The sequence below is a fragment of the Streptomyces sp. NPDC054834 genome, assembly GCF_053611185.1.
Genome location: NZ_JBSGZV010000032.1, coordinates 1 through 16,758, shown reverse-complemented (window position 1 = coordinate 16,758; position 16,758 = coordinate 1). Strand labels below are relative to the sequence as shown.

Sequence of the window (16,758 nt, the reverse complement as noted above, 5' to 3'; positions counted from 1 at the left end):
GGCATGCTATTGCCCGACCGCGACCGGAGGAACAGATGAGCTTGACGCGACCGATGCTCGCCCTGACGGGTGCCGTCGCCGTACTGGCGCTCGCGGGCTGCGGCTCCGGCGACACCACCGAGTCGGTGCCGCCCACGGCCACCGGCAGCCTGGAGAGCCTGGCCGCCGAGGTGAAGTGCTCGCCGAACATCCAGACGGACGCCGACGAACTCCGCCAGGCCATCTGCAAGAACGGCGACGGCAAGTTCATCCTGGCCACCTTCGCCACCGACCGCGGCCAGCGCGAGTGGATCAACGACGCCAAGGACTACGGCGGTTACTACCTCGTGGGCCGCAAGTGGGTCGCCGTCGGTGACAACGGGGTGGTCAAGACGCTGCGCAAGAAGCTCGGCGGCGACGTGGAGATAGGGACGAACCACAGCTCTCACGCCGCTCACAGCGGCTGACGGTGCACACACGGCGAAGGCCGGTGGCGGGAGGGACCCGCCACCGGCCTTCTTCACTGTCCCACCTCAGTGGGTCACTGGCACTTCTGACCGCTGTTGATGCAGTTGGCGATCTTGTTCGCCAGGTTGCCGTTCGTGACGCTGATGAAGTCGTCGTGGTCGGTGGCCGCCTTGTGCAGCTGGTCCGGGAAGCCGTCCACCGCGTAGGCGTTCTTCACCACGCCGTTCTGCACGGTCGGCGGGTTGATCTTGTAGACCAGGCGCATCGTCAGCTGCGGGATGGCCTTGAAGCCGTTGCCGCAGACACCGCTCGCGGGATCGGCGAACGCCACGTGCGTGCGGTGGTTGGCGCTGTCGATGTTCTTGCCGTCCCAGCAGCTCTGGAAGGCGAACGTGCGGACCACGTTGCTGCCCTGCGGGCAGATCGGGTACTGCTCCGTCAGCTGGACCTTGTTCTCGAAGCCGGTGCAGCTCCAGTGCGCGTTGGCGTTCGCCAGACCGTTGGTGGTGGTCTTGGCGTCACCGGTGATGATGCGCAGGAACTGCGGCATCGCGACGACCTTGCTCTGCGGGTTGCCGACGTACTTGATCTCCGCCTGGACGGGGGTCAGGATCTTGCCGACGTTGCCTTCCTTGCCACCGCCGTCCGCGTTCTGGTCGAAGTCCTGCGTACCGTTCTGGAGACGCACGACCGGCCAGTAGTACGACGACAGGTCGTTCTTGTTCTGGCAGCTGGTGCCGCCCTGAAGGAACGTCTGGTTGCTGGAGAAGGCGTTGACCTTCTGGTTGCCGACGTAGTCGTGCAGGTGGTGCGCGCCGTTGGCCACGCCGGGCGCCACGATCACGTTGTCGGTGTTGTGGTTCTTGTTGGCGTTCACACCGCACTTGGTGGTGAAGGTGCCCTTGGAGGCGTTGCCGCCGTTCTGCGGCTTGCCCTGGACGTTCGCCGCGACCTTCGTGATGTCCACGAAGTCGGCAGCCGTCGGGCCGTTGCCGGCCTGGCCGTTGTTGCCCTGCTGCTGACCGCCGTTCTGCTGCTGGCCGCCATTGTTCTGCTGGCCGCCGTTCTGCTGCTGGCCACCGTTGTTCTGCTGCTGGCCGCCGTTCTGCTGCTGGCCGCCGTTGTTCTGCTGGCCACCGGCGGTGGTCTGGTTGGCGGTCATCGTCGTGCAGGCGGCGAGCTGGGCCAGTGAGCTGTCGAACTTGCCACCGACGCGCTGGACATCGATCCGGATCCGGTCGATCGTCGCGGCCCGCTTCTCCTTGAGAGGGCCGACGATCGCGTTCTGGACGAAGCTCGCGTCGTTGGTCTGCGCCTGGCGGGTGGAGGCGAGCCTGGCGTAGGCCTCGGTGACCTGCTTGTCGAGGTTCGCCAGCTCCGCTGCCACGCCCTTCTGGGCGTTTGCCGGTACGTTCGTCAGCTTCTGCCCCACGTCCGGGCAGGCGATCGTCGCCACCTGCGCGGCGGCGGACTTGGTCTGGTTCTGCGCCGAGTTGTTGGACTCATGCGCCGAAGCGTAGAAATTCGCCCAGATCAGCCCGCCCCCACCGAGCGCTAGGGCCGCCGATGCGGCTATGGCCTTCGTGGCCAATGGCGTACGGCGTTTGCGTGTGTTGCGTCCCATGGAACTCCTCTGACTTCCTTGCGGGGCAGCATCGAGGCGCCCGACAGGAGTGAAGCGGCGCCTTTCCATACGGACCCCGCCTCAGGCGTGTTCAGCCGTCTCACAAATTCATCAGAGGTTCTCTGCGCGATCTGCCCCCAACCTGCCCCTGAGCAGCAGAAGTTGCAGAAAACTGAATTCGGGTCAACGATCCCGGTCCAGATACGCGAGCACCGCCAGGACGCGCCGATTGTCGTCGTCCGACACCTCAAGTCCCAGTTTGCTGAAGATGTTGGCGGTGTGCTTGGCGATGGCCCGTTCCGTCACCACCAGCTGGGCGGCGATCGCCGTGTTCGACCGGCCCTGCGCCATCAGCTCCAGCACCTCCCGCTCGCGCGGCGTCAGCCGGCCCAGCGGCTGCCCCTCGGTGGCCGACCGCCGGGACAGCAGTTGCTGGATCACCTGCGGGTCCATCGCCGTACCGCCCGCGGCCACCCGTCGTACGGCGTCCACGAACTGCTCCGCGTCGAACACGCGGTCCTTGAGCAGATAGCCGACCCCGCCGCTGCCGTCGGCCAGCAGCTCGCGCGCGTACAGCTGCTCCACGTGCTGGGAGAGGACCAGCACCGGCAGTCCCGGCCTGTCCTGCCGGGCCCGCAGGGCGCACTGGAGGCCCTCGTCGGTGTGGGTGGGCGGCAGCCGGACGTCGACCACGGCGACGTCCGGCTGCAACTCGGCGAAAGCCCGGGTCAGTTCGGGCCCGGACTCCACGGCGGCCGCGATCTCGAAGTCGTAGGCCTCCAGCAGCCGGACCAGCCCGTCACGCAGCAGGAACAGGTCTTCGGCTAGGACAACACGCACGGAATCTCCATGGTGACCATGGTGGGACCGCCCGCGGGAGAGCTGACGGCCAGGACGCCGTCGAATGTACCCAGCCGCCGCTCGATCCCGGAGAGCCCGGAACCGGCCCCGACCACCGCGCCGCCCTTGCCGTTGTCGGTCACCGTGATCCGCAGCATGCCCTCGGCGTGGTGGACGTCGACCCAGATCCGGTCGGCGCCGGAGTGCTTGACCGCGTTGGTGAGCGCCTCGCTCACCGCGAAGTACGCGGCCGACTCGACCGGCGCGTCCACACGGCCGGCCATCTCCACCTCCACCTCGGTGGAGATGGGCAGCCGCAGCGCCAACGCCCGTACCGCGTCGCCGAGTCCGCGTTCGGCCAGCACCGGCGGGTGGATGCCGCGGACCAGGTCGCGGAGCTCACCCAGGGCCTCCGCGGACGCCTGCCGGGCCTGCGCGACGAGCTGCTTGGCCTTCGCCGGGTCCTTGTCCATGAGCATCTCGATGGTGCCGAGGTCCATGCCCACGGCGACCAGCCGGGCCTGCGCCCCGTCATGCAGATCCCGCTCGATGCGGCGCAGTTCGGCGGCCGAGGTGTCCACGGCGTCCTTCCGGGTCTCGGTCAACACCTTGACCCGTTCGGCCAGTTCGCCCTGTCCGGCCCCCAGCACTGCGCGGGTGAGCTTGAAGTGGGCGGTCAGCAGGCGCGGGGCGAGGTGGTAGGCGCCGACCAGGAGGACCGCGGCCGTGGCACCCGCGCCGAGCGCGGACGGCTGGTCGGTGACCGGCACGAAGCCGTACCAGTAGGTCTGGCCGTCCGCGAGCACCCGCCACAGCCCGGCCGCCACCGCGAACCCCTCGACGGGGTAGAAGAGCAGGACCGCCGGCAACAGCGCCGTGAGGAACCCCGCCGTCATGTCCACCTGGAGCCACCGCACATCGCGCCAGACGGCCGGGTCGCGCAGCAGCGCGTAGGTACGCGTCCACGGATTGGCACCCTCGGGTATCGGCCGGTACGCCGACGGTATCCGCACCCCGCACCACTCGGCCGCCAGCCGCCGCCGGGTGTCCGCCACGTCCCGGACACCGCCCAGGATCCACGGGGTGGTGAAGACGCCGACGCCGATCGGGATCAGCGCGACGGAGACCAGGGTCAGGGTGAAGCAGAGAACCGAGATCGGCAGCATCACCACGGCAAGCACCAGCCCCCGTACGGCGGCGAGCACGACCTCCCGTGCCCTGGTACGGAAGTCGCCGCCGCTGTGCGTGTTCTTCGTCATGGCGTCAGTCTGTCCGACCGGGTGCGCGGCGGGCACTGGGCCGAAGCCCCGTGTCAGGGGGTGGTGTCAGGTACACCCCCGGCCGCCGTGTCCCCGGTCGCGGCGAGCACCTTGGCCTCCACCTCCGGATCCAGCCCCTTGAATGTCCGGTCGGGCCGCATGGGCGCCGTGCCGCCGATCTCCCGCAGCCATGCCCAGGTGTCCGCCACGGTCTCGCCCACGGGCCGGCACACCAGCCCCGTGGCCAGCGCCCGCGAGACGTCGCTGCGGTGCACCCCCGCGTACAGCTCGCCGTCCGGCGGCACCCACACCGGCAGCTGGGTCCAGGGTTCGATCCCGGCGTCGAGGATGATCTCCGGGGCGGTCCAGCGCAGCTCGGCCGAGGCTCCGGTGGCTCGCACGCAGGACTCGAGCAGGGTGCCCATGGTGGCGTGCCCCTGCGGGCTCACCACGTTGTACGGCCCGCTCGACCCGCGCTCCACCGAGCCCAGGATCCACTCGGCGAGATCGCGCACGTCGACGTACTGGAGCGCCAGGTCACGCGGCCCCGGGGCCAGGACCGGGCCGCCACGGGCGACGCGGGTCAGCCACCAGGGCAGCCGGCCGACGTTCTCGTACGGGCCGAGGATCAGCCCCACCCGCACCAGCAGCGACCGGTCGGCGCCGAACGCCGCCACGGCGGCCAGCTCGCCACCCCGCTTGTCCTGCGGGTACTCGGTCTGTTCCGCGTCGGCCGAGGCGCCCTCGACGAGGGGCGCGTCCTCGGTGAAGCCGGCGGCCCGGGGCCAGGCGTAGGCCGAGATGCTCGACACGTACACATACCGCCCGGCGCGGCCCCGCAGCAGCCGCGCCGTGTCCCGCACGGCCCGGGGAGCGGCCGACCAGGTGTCGACCACCGCGTCCCATTCCTCGTCCCCGGCCAGGGCGGCGAGCCCCTCCGGGTGGGTGCGGTCGCCGTGCAGCGACCGCACCCCCGTGGGAGGCGCGTGCCGCCCCCGGTTGAAGACGGTCACCTCCCAGCCGCGTCCGAGCGCCGCCTCCGCCACGGCCCGTCCCGCGAATTCCGTACCACCCAGCACCAGAAGTCTCATGCCGGTGATCGTGCCCGCTCAGGGCGCGGGACGGAACGGGAATCTGCCCTCAGCAGAGGACGGAACGGCTCAACGGCCGGTCGGCGGGGCGTACTTGTAGCCGACCCGGCGCACCGTCTGGATGGTCCCGCGGTGTGCGGCGCCGAGCTTGCGGCGCAGCCGGGCGACGTGCACGTCGACCGTGCGGCCGTCGCCCACGTGGCCGTAGCCCCAGACCGTGGTGACCAGCTGGTCGCGGGTGTGCACCCGGTGCGGGTGCGCCACGAGGTGCGCGAGCAACTCGAACTCCAGGTAGGTGAGGTCGAGTTCGCGTCCGTCCACGCTGGCGGTGCGCCGTACGGTGTCGATCCGCACGAGCTGGTCGCCACCGGTGCCGGCGGCGCTGCCGGAGGTGCTGTCGGGCTGGTCGGGCACCGCGACGGGCAGGAACGGCGGCTGCTGGTCGGCCGGGACCAGCACCAGGTAGCCGATCATCGGCGGCCTGCCCGGCAGGGTGGGCAGGGTGTGCTGCGGGGCGGGCAGCCAGGTGGCGCCCGGCGGCAGGAAGTCCGCGACGTCGACCACCTCGTCCCGGTCGACGGCACGCAGCCGGTGCCGGGAACCGTGGGCGGAGGGGGCGGCGGCGGTGGTGGAGAGAGAACGAGTGGTCGCCATGAGAGATCAGCTCTTTCGCGCGAGGAGGTCGTCGGGGAGGACGTACGTCGTGTCGCGCTGGCCGAAGGCCGGGTGACGGCTTTAGAGGGCCCGCGCGTTCATCGCGCGGCAACACACCCGGTCGAAGTCGTGGTGCTGACGGGAAGGCCAGAAGGGCTCGAGGTCATGGCGACCTGTCGCGGTGTACTTCTGGAAGCTGGCCATGTCCTTATTGAAGCAGACACGGGCTCGTCACAGGAGCCTTCTCTCACTCCTCGGACGACTAGCTCCGACGGCAAGCTCCGACGACATGCCCGGACGGCAAGCAGCAGGGGCGCCCGCCGTCACGGCGGGCGCCCCTGGGGGGAACGCAGGGCGGATCAGGCCTGGCCGGCCTTCTCCAGCGCGGCGCAGCAGGTGTCGACGATGAGGCGGGTCACCACGTACGGGTCGACGTTGGCGTTGGGACGACGGTCCTCGATGTAGCCCTTGCCGTCCTTCTCGACCTGCCACGGGATGCGGACCGAGGCGCCGCGGTCGGAGACGCCGTAGGAGTACTTGTCCCACGGGGCGGTCTCGTGCAGACCGGTGAGGCGGTCGTCGATGCCGGCGCCGTAGTTCTTGACGTGGTCCAGCGGCTTGGAGCCCTCGCCGAGCGACTCGCACGCGGTGATGATCGCGTCGTAACCCTCGCGCATCGCCTTGGTGGAGAAGTTGGTGTGCGCGCCGGCGCCGTTCCAGTCGCCCTTGACCGGCTTGGGGTCGAGGGTGGCGGAGATGCCGAAGTCCTCGGCGGTGCGGTAGAGCAGCCAGCGGGCCACCCACAGCTGGTCGGCGACCTCGAGCGGGGACAGCGGGCCGACCTGGAACTCCCACTGGCCCGGCATGACCTCGGCGTTGATGCCGGAGATGCCCAGGCCCGCCGTGAGGCAGTTGTCCAGGTGGGCCTCGACGATCTCGCGGCCGAAGATCTCGTCGGAACCGACACCGCAGTAGTAGCCGCCCTGCGGGGCGGGGAAGCCACCCTCGGGGAAGCCCAGCGGGCGGGAGCCGTCGAAGAAGGTGTACTCCTGCTCGATGCCGAAGATCGGCTCCTGCGCGGCGAACCGCTCGGCGACCTCTGCCAGCGCGGCGCGCGTGTTGGACGCGTGCGGGGTGAAGTCGATGTTCTGGACCTCGCACAGGACGAGGATGTCGTCACCGCCGCGGATCGGGTCCGGGCAGGAGAAGACCGGCTTGAGCACACAGTCGGAGGCGTGTCCCTCGGCCTGGTTGGTGGAGGACCCGTCGAAGCCCCAGATCGGCAGTTCCTCGGTCTTGGCCGACTTTTCGGAGTCCCCGAGGATCTTCGTCTTGGAACGCAGCTTGGCCGTCGGCTCGGTGCCGTCGATCCAGATGTACTCAGCCTTGAAGCTCACGGGGCCACATCCTTCGGGGTGTGTCTAGGCGCACTTGCGGGTGCTGCGGCGCTGCGGCACTGGGGCGCCGCCGTTGTCGCCCGGCAGACTGTCAACAGGCGATTTCCCGATCATTGCTCGAGTGTGAACCCCGTGTTACCTGGTGGTTCTGTGCCCAGGCTCACGTTGTGAGGAGGGGCCCGGCGGGGTAAGGGGTGTCATTCGCCCCCGGTCATTCACCCTCGGTGGCCGCCTCCCGCACCCCGCCGAGGAAGTCCCGGATCGCGGCCAGCCGGTGCTCGTCGTAGCCGCGCAGCAGTTCCACCGACCGCTCGATCAGCGGCCCGAAGAAAGCCCACCCCAGCTCGACCGCGCGCTCGTCCACCTCGACGGTGACCTTCCGCCGGTCCCGCTCGCCGCGCACCCGCCGCACGTGCCCCGCCCGCTCCAGCCGGTCCAGCAGCGCCGTGGTTCCCGCCGAGTTGAGTCCCAGCGCGGCGCCCAGTCGCCCGGCGGTCATCTCCTCCCCGGCCCGGCGGGCGTCCATCAGGGCGATCAGCGCGCGTACGTCGGTGGGGTGCATGCCGTTGCGGTTCGCGAACCGCGCGCTGTGCAGCCCGAGTTCGACCGCCACCGCGTGCAGCAGGTGGACGATCTCCATCTCGGGGCCTGGTTCCACGGCCGGCATGCGGTGTCCCTCCGGGGTCCGGCTATCATCTCGCCTCGCTCAGCGAGTATCTCGCTGAGCGAGATGATAGGGGGTCTGCATGGCCGGATACGACAGTGACGCCTTCCGGGTCGCGTACGACGAGGTCCTGGCGAAGTGGCCGGCGGAGCGGGAGACGCTGACCGTCGGAACACCCTTCGGCGATACCCACGTCAACGCCTGCGGCCCGCGCGACGCGCCTCCGCTGCTGCTTCTGCCGGGCGGCGGCGGGGCGACCTCCGCCTCCTGGTACGGCCAGGCCGCCGAACTGGCCCGCACCCGGCGCGTCCTCGCCGTCGACCTGATCGGAGCCCCCGGCCGCAGCGCACCGGCCGCCGGCCGTCACCCCCGTACGGTCGCCGACCTGGCGGGGTGGCTGGACGCCCTGCTCGACGGACTCGGGGTGGCGGAGACGGACCTCGGCGGGCACTCCCACGGCGCCTGGATCGCGCTGCACTACGCGCTGCGCGCGCCCGGCCGGGTGCGCCGCCTGTTCCTCCTGGACCCGACCCAGTGCTTCGCCGGGTTCAAGGCGGCGTACCTGATCCACGCGCTGCCGATGCTGCTGCGGCCCTCGCCCCGCCGGGTCCGCGCCTTCCTGGACTGGGAGACCGGGGGAGCGGCCCTGGACGCCGACTGGCTGCGCCTCCAGGAGGCGGCCGCCGGTTTCCCCGCCGTGAAGCCGGTGACCGGGCCGCGTCCGATGCCGCACGCGCTGCGGGGCCTGGACATGCCGGTCCTGCTGCTCCTGGGCGGGAGCAGCAGGACCCTCCCCCACTCTCGGCTTCGCTCGAGCGGGGGGACCCCCATCACATACGAGGTGGCGGACCGGGCCGGCGCGCTGCTGCCGCGCGTCGAGACGGTCGTGCTCCCGGAGGTCTCGCACCACGCGTTGCCGCAGGCGGCACCCGCCGGTCTGGCCGGTCACCTCACCCGGTTCCTGTCGGCCTGAGCGTCACCCCACCTTCTCGATCACCGCACGGCGGATGAGGAACTTGCCGGACTCGCGGACCTGTTCGAAGGCCGCGTTGTTCAGCAGCACACAGCTGCCGGAGACCGAGGTGACCTTCACCGTCGTGGACTTGTTGTTGTCCAGGTTGGTGACCTTCAGCGTGGTCCCCGCCGGGAACTGGTTACTGGAGGCCGCCGGGGCACCGCCCTCGCCGGAGAGCGTCACGGTGGAGCCCTTGCAGACCTGCTGGCCGGAGGCCGCGGCAGCGCCGTCGCCGGTGTTTCCCGCGGTGGCGCTCTGCGAGGGCTGCGCGGTCTGCTGACCGGCCGCCTGACCGGCCGCCTGACCGGCCTGCTGGCCGGCCTGCGCCGACTGCGTCGCCTGGGAGCCCTGAGCCGACTCCCCAACGACGCACCCGGACGCCTTCTGCTGCACCTTGATCTGTTCGATGACCGCCTGGCGGTTGGCGATCCTGGCCTGCGACTGCGCGTCCGGATTGGCGTTCTGACCGTCGATGAACTTCTGGTTGTTGCCGAGGGCCGTGGCCAGCCCCTGGCAGACGGTCGAATCCGCGGCCGACGACAGGGTGTTCGCCTTCTGCGGACTCTGCGCGGCGTTCGAGGTGGATGCCAGGGCGAAGGCGCCGCCTCCCGCCACCGCCGCGGCACTGACCAGCAGCGCGATCGTCTTCTTCTTGCCGAGCCTTCTCCTGCGGGACATTCGCGCCTCCTGAAGAGGTAGGGGAGCGTACGCCGCTATGTACGAGATACCGAACGGAGTTACTCAGCGGTTACACGAGTCTTCTCAAGTGGCGTGTGTCACAGTGAAGTTCACTTCCTGGTCAGGGCGTCCTGTACGGCCTCGTCCGTGCGGGCCACCACCGCCGTGCCGTCGTCCGCCGTGATGATCGGACGCTGGATGAGCTTGGGGTGCTCGGCGAGGGCGGTGATCCAGCGGTCGCGCGCGGAGTCGTCCCGCGGCCACTCCTTGAGCCCGAGCTCCTTGGCGTCGGCCTCCTGGGTCCGGGTGATGTCCCACGGTTCCAGCCCGAGCCGCTCCAGTACGCCCCTGATCTCGTCCTCGCTCGGCACGTCCTCCAGGTAGCGGCGGACGGTGTACTCGGCACCCTCGGCGTCGAGCAGGCTGATGGCGCTGCGGCACTTGGAGCAGGCCGGGTTGATCCAGATTTCCATGGGGTCAACGGTACGCCAGAGACCCGGCGAAGGCCCTTGTGGCCAGGGGCTTTTGTCAGTGGCGGGTCGTAGAATAGAAGCAGTGTTCGAGGGTGTTGCCGGGTCCCCGCGCAACGCCCTTACCGCGACAGGAGGATGCCTGTGCCCGCTGCCGCCCCGTCCGTCATGAAGCGCCCGCTGCCGCCCGGACGTCCCCGCGAGTGGTACGTCACCCACAACCGCCGCCTCAAGGCCATGCGCCTCGCCATCGCCCTGCTCGACTCCGGCGTCTACGTGCCGAACCAGGCCCGCAACGAGACGATCCGGAGCACGGCGGAGCGCATCGGAATCCACCCGCCGTCGGACACCACGTGCCACATGGTGCGGGCGCTGATGCGGTACTCGCGCTGACCGGTCGGCGCGACCGCCCGTAGCCGCCTTGGCTGCGGGCAGTCGCGCCGAGCCACCGCCCCGGGCAACCGTCAAGCCGACAGCTCCCGTTCCAACGGCGTCCGGAAACGCGGGGTCACCCTGGCATCGCCCAACCACCCCCGCAGCCGTTCCGCCTCCGCCGCCACCGCGGGCTCCGCCGCACGGCGCACCCCCTCGTCCAGGAACCGCCAGACGATCTCACCGGACGCCCGCTGAGCCCAGCCCCCCACGACCCGCCCGTCCCACCACACCGTCGGCCCCACGTTCCCGCTGCCGTCGAACAGCGGTGGCCGAAACTCCGGCGCGAGGTACCAGTCACGCTGCTGCCAGCCCATCGCCGTCGGGTCCAGCCCGGGGAGGAGGGCCGCCCAGGGAGAATCCGGCCCGGTGACGGGATCGGAGTCGCCGGGGACGACGTACCCGACCCCCTCGTCCAGGGAGACCTCCTCCGCCCCGATCGCCCGCAGCGCCGCCCGCACGTCCGTCACCCGCCAGCCCGTCCACCACTTCAGGTCGGCCTCGGTCGCCGGACCGCACGCGGTGAGCCAGCGGCGGAGCAGGGCGGTGCGGGCCTCGGCGGGGTCCAGTTCGGGGTGTTCGGGTGCCACCGCCCAGCGGAACTGGCTCGAGGTCCAGGAGCCGAGCGGCCGGCCGCGGACCACCTTGCCCTCCACGCCCAGGAGACGCAGGAGGCGGCCGGAGACCGTGTGCATCGCCTCGTAGCTCCTGCCGGCCGCGTAGACGAACTGCTCCCGCAACCTGGGTTCCTCCTGGGCCAGTTCCGTCGCCGTGGCCTGGCCGCGCCGGGACAGCGCGGCCAGGGTCGACCCCTCCACCTCCGCCAGCCACGCGGCGTCCGGCCCGCCGCCCTTCGCCATGTCCTTGACCAGCGTGGCCCGGGCGCGTGCGGCCACGTCCAGGGCCGTCGACGCGTGCACCACGGCCGTCAGGTCCGTCGGGAACACGAACACCGTGTGCCGCATGCCGTGCATCCGTACCAGCGTGCGGTCCTCGTACAGCGCCCGCTCGGTCTCGGGCACGGTCTTCGCCGGCTCGGCCAGCCGCGCGCCCACCGCCACGAACACCGTCGCCGGGTCCGTGCCGTGCAGCGCCACCAGCGAGGCGGTGACCTCCTCCGGACCCCCCGCCCGCTCCGTACCCGCCAGCCGGTGGCGCAGGGCCAGCCGGGCCCGCCGTTCCGCCGCCTCAACATGGCGTCGCCGCCCGCCGCTCATCTCCGACCTCCACCCGTCAGCCATCAGTGCCCGCGTTCATCTTCGCCGAGCCCACCGACAACCGGGGCCGGGTCCCGCCCGTCAGCCGTTCGCCGTACCGGGGCATGCGGTCACCAGGCCGCCCGCCTTCACTTCGATCAGAAGGTGACGCGAGACGCGAGCGGAGGGAGGCGGATCACCCCATGACCACCCCCGCCGACCGCGCCCAGCGCGGCAGGGCCGCCCGCAAGCACGTCTCCCGCTCCGCCCAAGCCCGCTGCCGGTCCGGTACGGGCGCATGGCCGACTCGCCGTTCGCCTTCCTGGGCTATGCCGACCGGACCGTCGCCGACCACGCGGTCCTGACCGCGGCCGTCGCGGCGGGCCTGGTCAGGGCCGCGCCGGGAAGGTGAACGGCGGCGCTCACGCTCAGCCGTAGCGCTCCAGCAGGCCGCGGACGTACGCCTCCAGGCGTCCGGCGAGCACCGCGGGCGTCAGATCGGTCCGGCCCAGCTCGCGCCACGGACCGGCCAGTTTCGCCGCGTCGGGGGAGTAGGCCAGGGCGTCGAGCAGACGCCAGTACAGATGGTCCCGCCCCGCTGCCTGCCGGCGGCCGCCGTGCGCCTCGTAGCGGTCCCGGAAGCCCAGCCCGTGCTCCGGGCCGTGCAGCAGCGCCAGGGCGGTCGAGCAGTGGGCGACGTCGAGGTCGGCGGGACCCCAGGAGGTCTCCACCCAGTCCACCACGCCCGACACCCGCAGCTCCTCGCCCGCGCCGGTGAACAGCACGTTCCCGGGGTGGAAGTCCCGGTGCAGGAAGCAGCCGTCGTACGGTGGCGGGTCGCGCCGGATGACGTCCACGGCCCGGTCCCACAGGGCGCCCCCTGGTGTGCGCACCCATTCCGGAGAGGTCCACGCCTGGTACGGGCGCGGCCGCTCAGCGGGAACCACCCGGTGGATCCGGACCAGTTGTGCGGCGAGCAGGTCCAGGCGGCGCTCCAGCTCCGCCGCGCCCGGCTCGTCGGCCCTGACCCCGCCGGGCAGCCTGGTCATCAACAGGGAAGGGTGGTCGCAGAGTTCGGCGGTGGCGTCCACCGCCACCAGGGCGGGCGCCGGGATCCCGTCCTCCCCGGCGAGCAGCGTCAGCACGTCGGCCTCCCGCGCCAGCAGACCGGGCGCGTGGCGGCGGAAGAAGGGCTTCACGAACGTGCGCAGGACCAGCCCGGTGCCGTCGTCGAGGGTGAGGCCGCGCATCTGGGCGCTCCAGCCGCCCCGCAGGAAGCGGGAGCCGGTGACCGTACGGCCCTCGGGCAGTTGCTTGGCCGTCCAGCCCAGGGTGGCCGTCCAGCCCCGGTCGCCGAGACCGGTCAGCAGGGCGTCCACGAAGTCCCGCCGGTCGTCCGCGTGGTCGCGGAACCACAGGCCCAACCGGTGCTCGGCGTCCGGGAGGTCGAACGTGGTGAACTGGGCGTGCGCGGACAGCGCGTCCTGGACGGCCTCCGTCACCTCCGGCGGGATGACCGCGTCCGTGCCGGGCACCGCGAGCACCGCCCGGCCCTCATAGGCCCGCAGCGTCTCCAGGGCGGCCGACCGGCGCCAGCCGCCGGGCGTGCGGATGATCCCGCTGAACCGCCCGTCCCCGTCGCCGAAGGGCACGTCCCACGCCTCCGGGGCGTACACCGCAGGCGCGCACAGCCCCAGGGCGGCCACCCGGTCCCCGTATTGCCGGGCGAGGTCCGCCACCGTCTGGCCGCTCATGCTGAACCCGACCAGCACCAGCGGCTCGGCCGCCGGCACCTGCGCGTCGATCACCGCGACCGCCTGCTCGAAGCGCCGCCGCAGACTCAACTCCCGTAACGAGCCGGTGCTGTTGCCGTGGCCCGAGAAGTCGAAGGCGAGCCCGCGGCAGCCCCGGGCGACGAACTCCCCGAGCAGCGGCCGCAACCGCTCCTCGCTTGCCTTGCCGGCGCCGTGCAGCAGGACGACGGCGGCCCGGCCGGGCCCGCCGCCGTGGACACCGGCGAGTCGTTCAGCGTCGTACGCGTACGTGAAAGGCGTGAAGGAGGTGGGATCGGTCATGGCGCCCATTCACTCACGGAAAAACGGGATGCACGCCCAGTGATCGCCTCCCTACGCTGAATGCGAACCCACGGAAACGGAGGCCCGAGATGGGCACCATCGTCATGTCCGGGGCGGTCGTCCTGGTCGTCCTGGGATTCGGAAACCACACCTGGTGGCTCGCCGCGGCCGCCCTGCTCTTCCTGTACGTGCGGTACGGCGTGAGCGCGTCGTCGGCGTCGTCCTCGGGCGGTGCCGCCCCGTCGGCCGGGGGAGCGGGTGCGCCCGCGACGTACCGGGCGTACCGCGAGCGCCGTGACCGCCAGGCCAAGTGGGAGCGCCGCTACCGCCGCGAGCGCCCCTTCGAGGCCCGGCGCCAGGAGCGCGCGAAGAAGAGCTGACAGGCCCGGCGGGAGCCCCCGGTCACAGGGCGGGGGCTCCCCAGACCGGGAACCAGCGGCTCAGGTCCTGCTCGATGCGCAGGTCGTTCGCGAGGGCCGCCTTGATCCGCAGCTCGAGGGCGTTGTCGCGCCGCTGGGTCGTGCCGGCCAGCGGGGCGAAGGGGTAGAAGGTGCCCCGCTTGTAGAGGTACACCAGCGCCAGCCGGCGCCCGGCGTCGTCCTGGAAGCCCGCCAGGGAGCACAGCAGCTGGGGGCCGAAGCCGTTGACCTCCATGGAGCTGTTCACCGCGTGCAGGTCGTTGACCAGCTGGGGCAGCTGGTCGGGGGTGCGCTCGGAGACCAGCCAGGAGTAGCCGTAGTCGTCCTGGCGCAGTTGCACCGGTGGGCCGGTGCGGTCCGTGTCCGCGTCGAGGAGCGCCTGGACCTCCCGGTGCGTCTGCTCGAAGGCCGCGCCCTCGACCGTCGCGAAGCACACCGCGCCGCCCCCGGTCGGTGTGAACCCGGCCGCGGCCTCCAGGGTCACGGCCGCCGAGGGCAGCGCGAACAGCTGGTCGAGGTCGGGGGCGACCGGCTTCGTGCGGCCGAGGAGGATGTCCAGGAGCCCCATGCTCATCCCGCCCTGCCCGGCCGCGCCGCCTCACCCAGCTCGCCGGAGATCCGGGCCAGCTGCTCCAGCCGCTGCTCCAGGCTCGGGTGGGTGGAGAAGAGCCGGGACAGCCCGGGCTCGGAGCCCAGCGCGGGGGTGAAGTAGAAGGCGTTGAAGGCCTGGGCCGTGCGCAGGTCGTCCGTCGGGATCCGGGCGATGTCGCCGGTGACCTTGGTGAGCGCGGAGGCCAGCGCCGACGGACGGCCGGTCAGCAGCGCCGCCGCGCGGTCCGCGGCCAGCTCCCGGTAGCGGGACAGCGCCCGGATGAGCAGGAAGCTGATGGCGTACACGGCCGCCGAGACCGCCATCACGAGGGCGAGCACCGCGGCGGTGTTCTGGTCCCTGCGGCCTCCGCCGAACAGGCCGGAGTAGAACGCGAACCGCACGATCAGGCCCGCGATCACACCGAGGAACGAGGCGATCGTGATCACCGCGACGTCCTTGTGCGCCACGTGCGACAGCTCGTGTGCGAGCACGCCCTCCAGCTCCGCCGGCTCCAGCCGTCTGAGCAGCCCGGTGGTCACGCAGACCACGGCGTTGTCGGCGTTCCGCCCGGTCGCGAACGCGTTCGGCATGTCCATGCGGGAGACGGCGACGACCGGCTTCGGCATGTCCGCGATGGCGCACAGCCGGTCGATCACCGCGTGCAGCTCGGGATACTCGTCCCGCTCCACGACCCGCCCGTGCATCGCGAACAACGCGATCCGGTCGGAGAACCAGTACTGGGCCCCGAGCAGCGCCGCCGCGACCACCGCGACCAGCACCCAGGACTTCAGCAACACGATCAGCGCGGCGACGAACCCCACGTAAAGCAGCCCCAGCAGGAACAGTGTGAGCCCCATGCGCGCGGTCAACCGCCGGTCGCTCCGGAAGCGGCTCTGCATCTTGCATCACCCCGCAGTCAGGCACTCGTCCCGCTGTCCAGTGTGCACCCGCGGATTCCCATGAAGAGGTTCCGAACGGTCCTAGGAGCAGCAAAAGGTCCCTGTGAGCGGGCGTCCCTGAGCGTCACCGACGGTCAGTGCGTCACCGGTAGGCCCGCATCTGCGCGTAACCGAGCAGAACGATCACCCCGGCCACGCAGCCCAGCACCACGGCCGTCGATATCCACGACGACCGGCGCGGCGCCACGCGGTCCGGGTCCGCGCGGAACGGTGCCGGGTCCGGCGGATTCTCCTTCCACCGGGCGGCCAGCATCCGGGCCCGGGCGGACGGCTCCTTGTGCTCGGCCGAGCTCGCCCATCTGTGGTCGAACTCCCGCTCCCAGTCGTCCTGTTCGGTCATCCCCGTGCAACCTCTCTCGTCCGTCTCTCGTCCGATCCGCGTCCGTCTCGCGGCCATCGGCGCCGGGAGGGATGCTCCCCGACAGTAGGAAGCCTGGGAGGCGCGGATGGTTGCACGGGATGCCGGGTGGCCGATGCACGGCTAGGATTTTCAGGTGAGAGCCGCTTCGGGGGCTGCATTCAGCCCTGCTTCTGTACCTGGCGGCACCACCTACGACCGCGCCGACTCATAGCCCGGCGGCCGCGGCCATCCGTCTCGTGCCCAGAAGACCGCACGAGGGGATGGAAGGAGGTTCACTCATGAAAGCACAACGCGCGAGGCGTCTCTTCGCGGTCTCCGCGATCAGCGTTCTGATGGCCGGCGGCGCCACGATCGGGACGGCGGGTACGGCCTCGGCGGCCGCCCCGTCGAAGGCGACCAAGGCACCCACCAACTTCGGCTGTTTCGACCGCAGCAACCGCTTCTTCAACAACTGCGGCTTCAACAACGGCTTCAACAACGGCTTCAACAACGGCTTCGGCTTCCGCAACGGCTTCAACACCGGCGGCGTCGTGGTGATCGTGGTCGGCTGAGATCGGTAACGCTGAGGGCCGCCACCCGTGGGGG

At 71.2% G+C, this 16,758-nt stretch carries 19 protein-coding genes; 5 read left to right on the top strand and 14 right to left on the bottom strand.

Annotation, left to right across the window (positions count from 1 at the left end; genetic code table 11):
• The first annotated feature begins 35 nt into the window (after positions 1-35).
• Positions 36-446, top strand: a complete 411-nt coding sequence (locus tag ACWGJM_RS33060; RefSeq protein ID WP_453415427.1) for a hypothetical protein — start codon at positions 36-38, stop codon at positions 444-446.
• 74 nt (positions 447-520) lie between these two features.
• Here the strand turns inward: ACWGJM_RS33060 and ACWGJM_RS33055 are convergent, their stop codons facing one another.
• The 7 genes from ACWGJM_RS33055 to ACWGJM_RS33025 form a co-directional block, all read right to left on the bottom strand.
• A complete protein-coding gene (locus tag ACWGJM_RS33055) occupies positions 521-2,071 on the bottom strand; it encodes a DUF1996 domain-containing protein (protein ID WP_453415426.1) in 1,551 nt (516 codons plus the stop codon).
• A 183-nt stretch (positions 2,072-2,254) separates the two neighbouring features.
• A complete protein-coding gene (locus ACWGJM_RS33050) occupies positions 2,255-2,911 on the bottom strand; it encodes a LuxR C-terminal-related transcriptional regulator (RefSeq protein WP_453415425.1) in 657 nt (218 codons plus the stop codon).
• Positions 2,896-4,170: a sensor histidine kinase gene (locus ACWGJM_RS33045; protein ID WP_453415424.1), complete on the bottom strand. Its 1,275-nt coding sequence runs from the start codon at positions 4,168-4,170 to the stop codon at positions 2,896-2,898. The genes ACWGJM_RS33050 and ACWGJM_RS33045 overlap by 16 nt, the downstream gene beginning before the upstream one ends.
• Before the next feature lie 53 nt (positions 4,171-4,223).
• Positions 4,224-5,261: an NAD-dependent epimerase/dehydratase family protein gene (locus ACWGJM_RS33040; RefSeq protein ID WP_453415423.1), complete on the bottom strand. Its 1,038-nt coding sequence runs from the start codon at positions 5,259-5,261 to the stop codon at positions 4,224-4,226.
• A 69-nt stretch (positions 5,262-5,330) separates the two neighbouring features.
• Complete coding sequence (locus ACWGJM_RS33035; protein WP_453415422.1) at positions 5,331-5,915, bottom strand: winged helix-turn-helix domain-containing protein; 585 nt, start codon at positions 5,913-5,915, stop codon at positions 5,331-5,333.
• A gap of 359 nt (positions 5,916-6,274) precedes the next feature.
• Entirely contained in the window at positions 6,275-7,312 is a 1,038-nt protein-coding gene (glnII, locus tag ACWGJM_RS33030) for a glutamine synthetase (RefSeq protein WP_453415421.1), read from the bottom strand.
• 211 nt (positions 7,313-7,523) lie between these two features.
• On the bottom strand, positions 7,524-7,979 hold the full coding sequence (locus ACWGJM_RS33025) for a MarR family winged helix-turn-helix transcriptional regulator (protein WP_453415420.1): 456 nt from the start codon (positions 7,977-7,979) through the stop codon (positions 7,524-7,526).
• A 79-nt stretch (positions 7,980-8,058) separates the two neighbouring features.
• Here ACWGJM_RS33025 and ACWGJM_RS33020 point away from each other — a divergent pair, with 79 nt between their 5' ends.
• On the top strand, positions 8,059-8,949 hold the full coding sequence (locus ACWGJM_RS33020) for an alpha/beta fold hydrolase (RefSeq protein WP_453415419.1): 891 nt from the start codon (positions 8,059-8,061) through the stop codon (positions 8,947-8,949).
• Positions 8,950-8,952: 3 nt separating this feature from the next.
• Here the strand turns inward: ACWGJM_RS33020 and ACWGJM_RS33015 are convergent, their stop codons facing one another.
• The gene (locus tag ACWGJM_RS33015) at positions 8,953-9,669 is read right to left on the bottom strand and encodes a hypothetical protein (RefSeq protein WP_453415418.1); all 717 of its coding nucleotides are present in this window, start codon (positions 9,667-9,669) and stop codon (positions 8,953-8,955) included.
• A gap of 110 nt (positions 9,670-9,779) precedes the next feature.
• Positions 9,780-10,142 (bottom strand): arsenate reductase family protein, encoded by a 363-nt coding sequence (locus ACWGJM_RS33010; RefSeq protein ID WP_453415417.1) that lies wholly within the window; start codon positions 10,140-10,142, stop codon positions 9,780-9,782.
• Positions 10,143-10,277: 135 nt separating this feature from the next.
• Between ACWGJM_RS33010 and ACWGJM_RS33005 the strand changes: the two genes are divergently transcribed.
• Positions 10,278-10,532, top strand: coding sequence for a hypothetical protein (locus tag ACWGJM_RS33005; protein WP_399401452.1), 255 nt, complete (start codon positions 10,278-10,280; stop codon positions 10,530-10,532).
• 71 nt (positions 10,533-10,603) lie between these two features.
• On the opposite strand, the gene ACWGJM_RS33000 is transcribed toward ACWGJM_RS33005, so the two are convergent.
• Both ACWGJM_RS33000 and ACWGJM_RS32995 read right to left on the bottom strand, forming a co-directional pair.
• Positions 10,604-11,788: a winged helix DNA-binding domain-containing protein gene (locus tag ACWGJM_RS33000; RefSeq protein WP_453415416.1), complete on the bottom strand. Its 1,185-nt coding sequence runs from the start codon at positions 11,786-11,788 to the stop codon at positions 10,604-10,606.
• A gap of 407 nt (positions 11,789-12,195) precedes the next feature.
• Positions 12,196-13,851, bottom strand: coding sequence for an alpha/beta fold hydrolase (locus tag ACWGJM_RS32995; RefSeq protein WP_453415415.1), 1,656 nt, complete (start codon positions 13,849-13,851; stop codon positions 12,196-12,198).
• Between the two features lie 80 nt (positions 13,852-13,931).
• Between ACWGJM_RS32995 and ACWGJM_RS32990 the strand changes: the two genes are divergently transcribed.
• Positions 13,932-14,222 (top strand): hypothetical protein, encoded by a 291-nt coding sequence (locus ACWGJM_RS32990; RefSeq protein ID WP_453415414.1) that lies wholly within the window; start codon positions 13,932-13,934, stop codon positions 14,220-14,222.
• A gap of 22 nt (positions 14,223-14,244) precedes the next feature.
• On the opposite strand, the gene pspAB is transcribed toward ACWGJM_RS32990, so the two are convergent.
• From pspAB to ACWGJM_RS32975, 3 genes are all read right to left on the bottom strand, one after another.
• Positions 14,245-14,829 carry a PspA-associated protein PspAB gene (pspAB, locus tag ACWGJM_RS32985; protein ID WP_453415503.1) on the bottom strand — a complete coding sequence of 195 codons (585 nt, stop codon included), beginning with the start codon at positions 14,827-14,829 and terminating at the stop codon, positions 14,245-14,247.
• Between the two features lie 2 nt (positions 14,830-14,831).
• Complete coding sequence (htpX, locus tag ACWGJM_RS32980) at positions 14,832-15,752, bottom strand: zinc metalloprotease HtpX (RefSeq protein WP_453415413.1); 921 nt, start codon at positions 15,750-15,752, stop codon at positions 14,832-14,834.
• A 142-nt stretch (positions 15,753-15,894) separates the two neighbouring features.
• Positions 15,895-16,152, bottom strand: a complete 258-nt coding sequence (locus ACWGJM_RS32975; RefSeq protein WP_453415412.1) for an SCO2583/SCO2584 N-terminal domain-containing protein — start codon at positions 16,150-16,152, stop codon at positions 15,895-15,897.
• A 299-nt stretch (positions 16,153-16,451) separates the two neighbouring features.
• Between ACWGJM_RS32975 and ACWGJM_RS32970 the strand changes: the two genes are divergently transcribed.
• Positions 16,452-16,724, top strand: a complete 273-nt coding sequence (locus ACWGJM_RS32970; RefSeq protein ID WP_453415411.1) for a hypothetical protein — start codon at positions 16,452-16,454, stop codon at positions 16,722-16,724.
• The last annotated feature ends 34 nt before the right edge of the window (positions 16,725-16,758 follow it).

Bases quoted from the DNA above. Each gene is read 5' to 3' on its own strand.
- ACWGJM_RS33010 (WP_453415417.1), bottom strand. From the start codon at position 10,142: ATGGAAATCTGGATCAACCCGGCCTGCTCCAAGTGCCGCAGCGCCATC.
- ACWGJM_RS32990 (WP_453415414.1), top strand. From the start codon at position 13,932: ATGGGCACCATCGTCATGTCCGGGGCGGTCGTCCTGGTCGTCCTGGGA.
- ACWGJM_RS33025 (WP_453415420.1), bottom strand. From the start codon at position 7,979: ATGCCGGCCGTGGAACCAGGCCCCGAGATGGAGATCGTCCACCTGCTG.
- htpX (WP_453415413.1), bottom strand. From the start codon at position 15,752: ATGCAGAGCCGCTTCCGGAGCGACCGGCGGTTGACCGCGCGCATGGGG.
- ACWGJM_RS33060 (WP_453415427.1), top strand. From the start codon at position 36: ATGAGCTTGACGCGACCGATGCTCGCCCTGACGGGTGCCGTCGCCGTA.
- ACWGJM_RS33040 (WP_453415423.1), bottom strand. From the start codon at position 5,261: ATGAGACTTCTGGTGCTGGGTGGTACGGAATTCGCGGGACGGGCCGTG.
- ACWGJM_RS33005 (WP_399401452.1), top strand. From the start codon at position 10,278: ATGCCTGTGCCCGCTGCCGCCCCGTCCGTCATGAAGCGCCCGCTGCCG.
- pspAB (WP_453415503.1), bottom strand. From the start codon at position 14,829: ATGGGGCTCCTGGACATCCTCCTCGGCCGCACGAAGCCGGTCGCCCCC.
- ACWGJM_RS33020 (WP_453415419.1), top strand. From the start codon at position 8,059: ATGGCCGGATACGACAGTGACGCCTTCCGGGTCGCGTACGACGAGGTC.
- ACWGJM_RS33035 (WP_453415422.1), bottom strand. From the start codon at position 5,915: ATGGCGACCACTCGTTCTCTCTCCACCACCGCCGCCGCCCCCTCCGCC.
- ACWGJM_RS32975 (WP_453415412.1), bottom strand. From the start codon at position 16,152: ATGACCGAACAGGACGACTGGGAGCGGGAGTTCGACCACAGATGGGCG.
- ACWGJM_RS33000 (WP_453415416.1), bottom strand. From the start codon at position 11,788: ATGAGCGGCGGGCGGCGACGCCATGTTGAGGCGGCGGAACGGCGGGCC.
- ACWGJM_RS33055 (WP_453415426.1), bottom strand. From the start codon at position 2,071: ATGGGACGCAACACACGCAAACGCCGTACGCCATTGGCCACGAAGGCC.
- ACWGJM_RS32970 (WP_453415411.1), top strand. From the start codon at position 16,452: ATGAAAGCACAACGCGCGAGGCGTCTCTTCGCGGTCTCCGCGATCAGC.
- ACWGJM_RS32995 (WP_453415415.1), bottom strand. From the start codon at position 13,851: ATGGGCGCCATGACCGATCCCACCTCCTTCACGCCTTTCACGTACGCG.
- ACWGJM_RS33015 (WP_453415418.1), bottom strand. From the start codon at position 9,669: ATGTCCCGCAGGAGAAGGCTCGGCAAGAAGAAGACGATCGCGCTGCTG.
- ACWGJM_RS33045 (WP_453415424.1), bottom strand. From the start codon at position 4,170: ATGACGAAGAACACGCACAGCGGCGGCGACTTCCGTACCAGGGCACGG.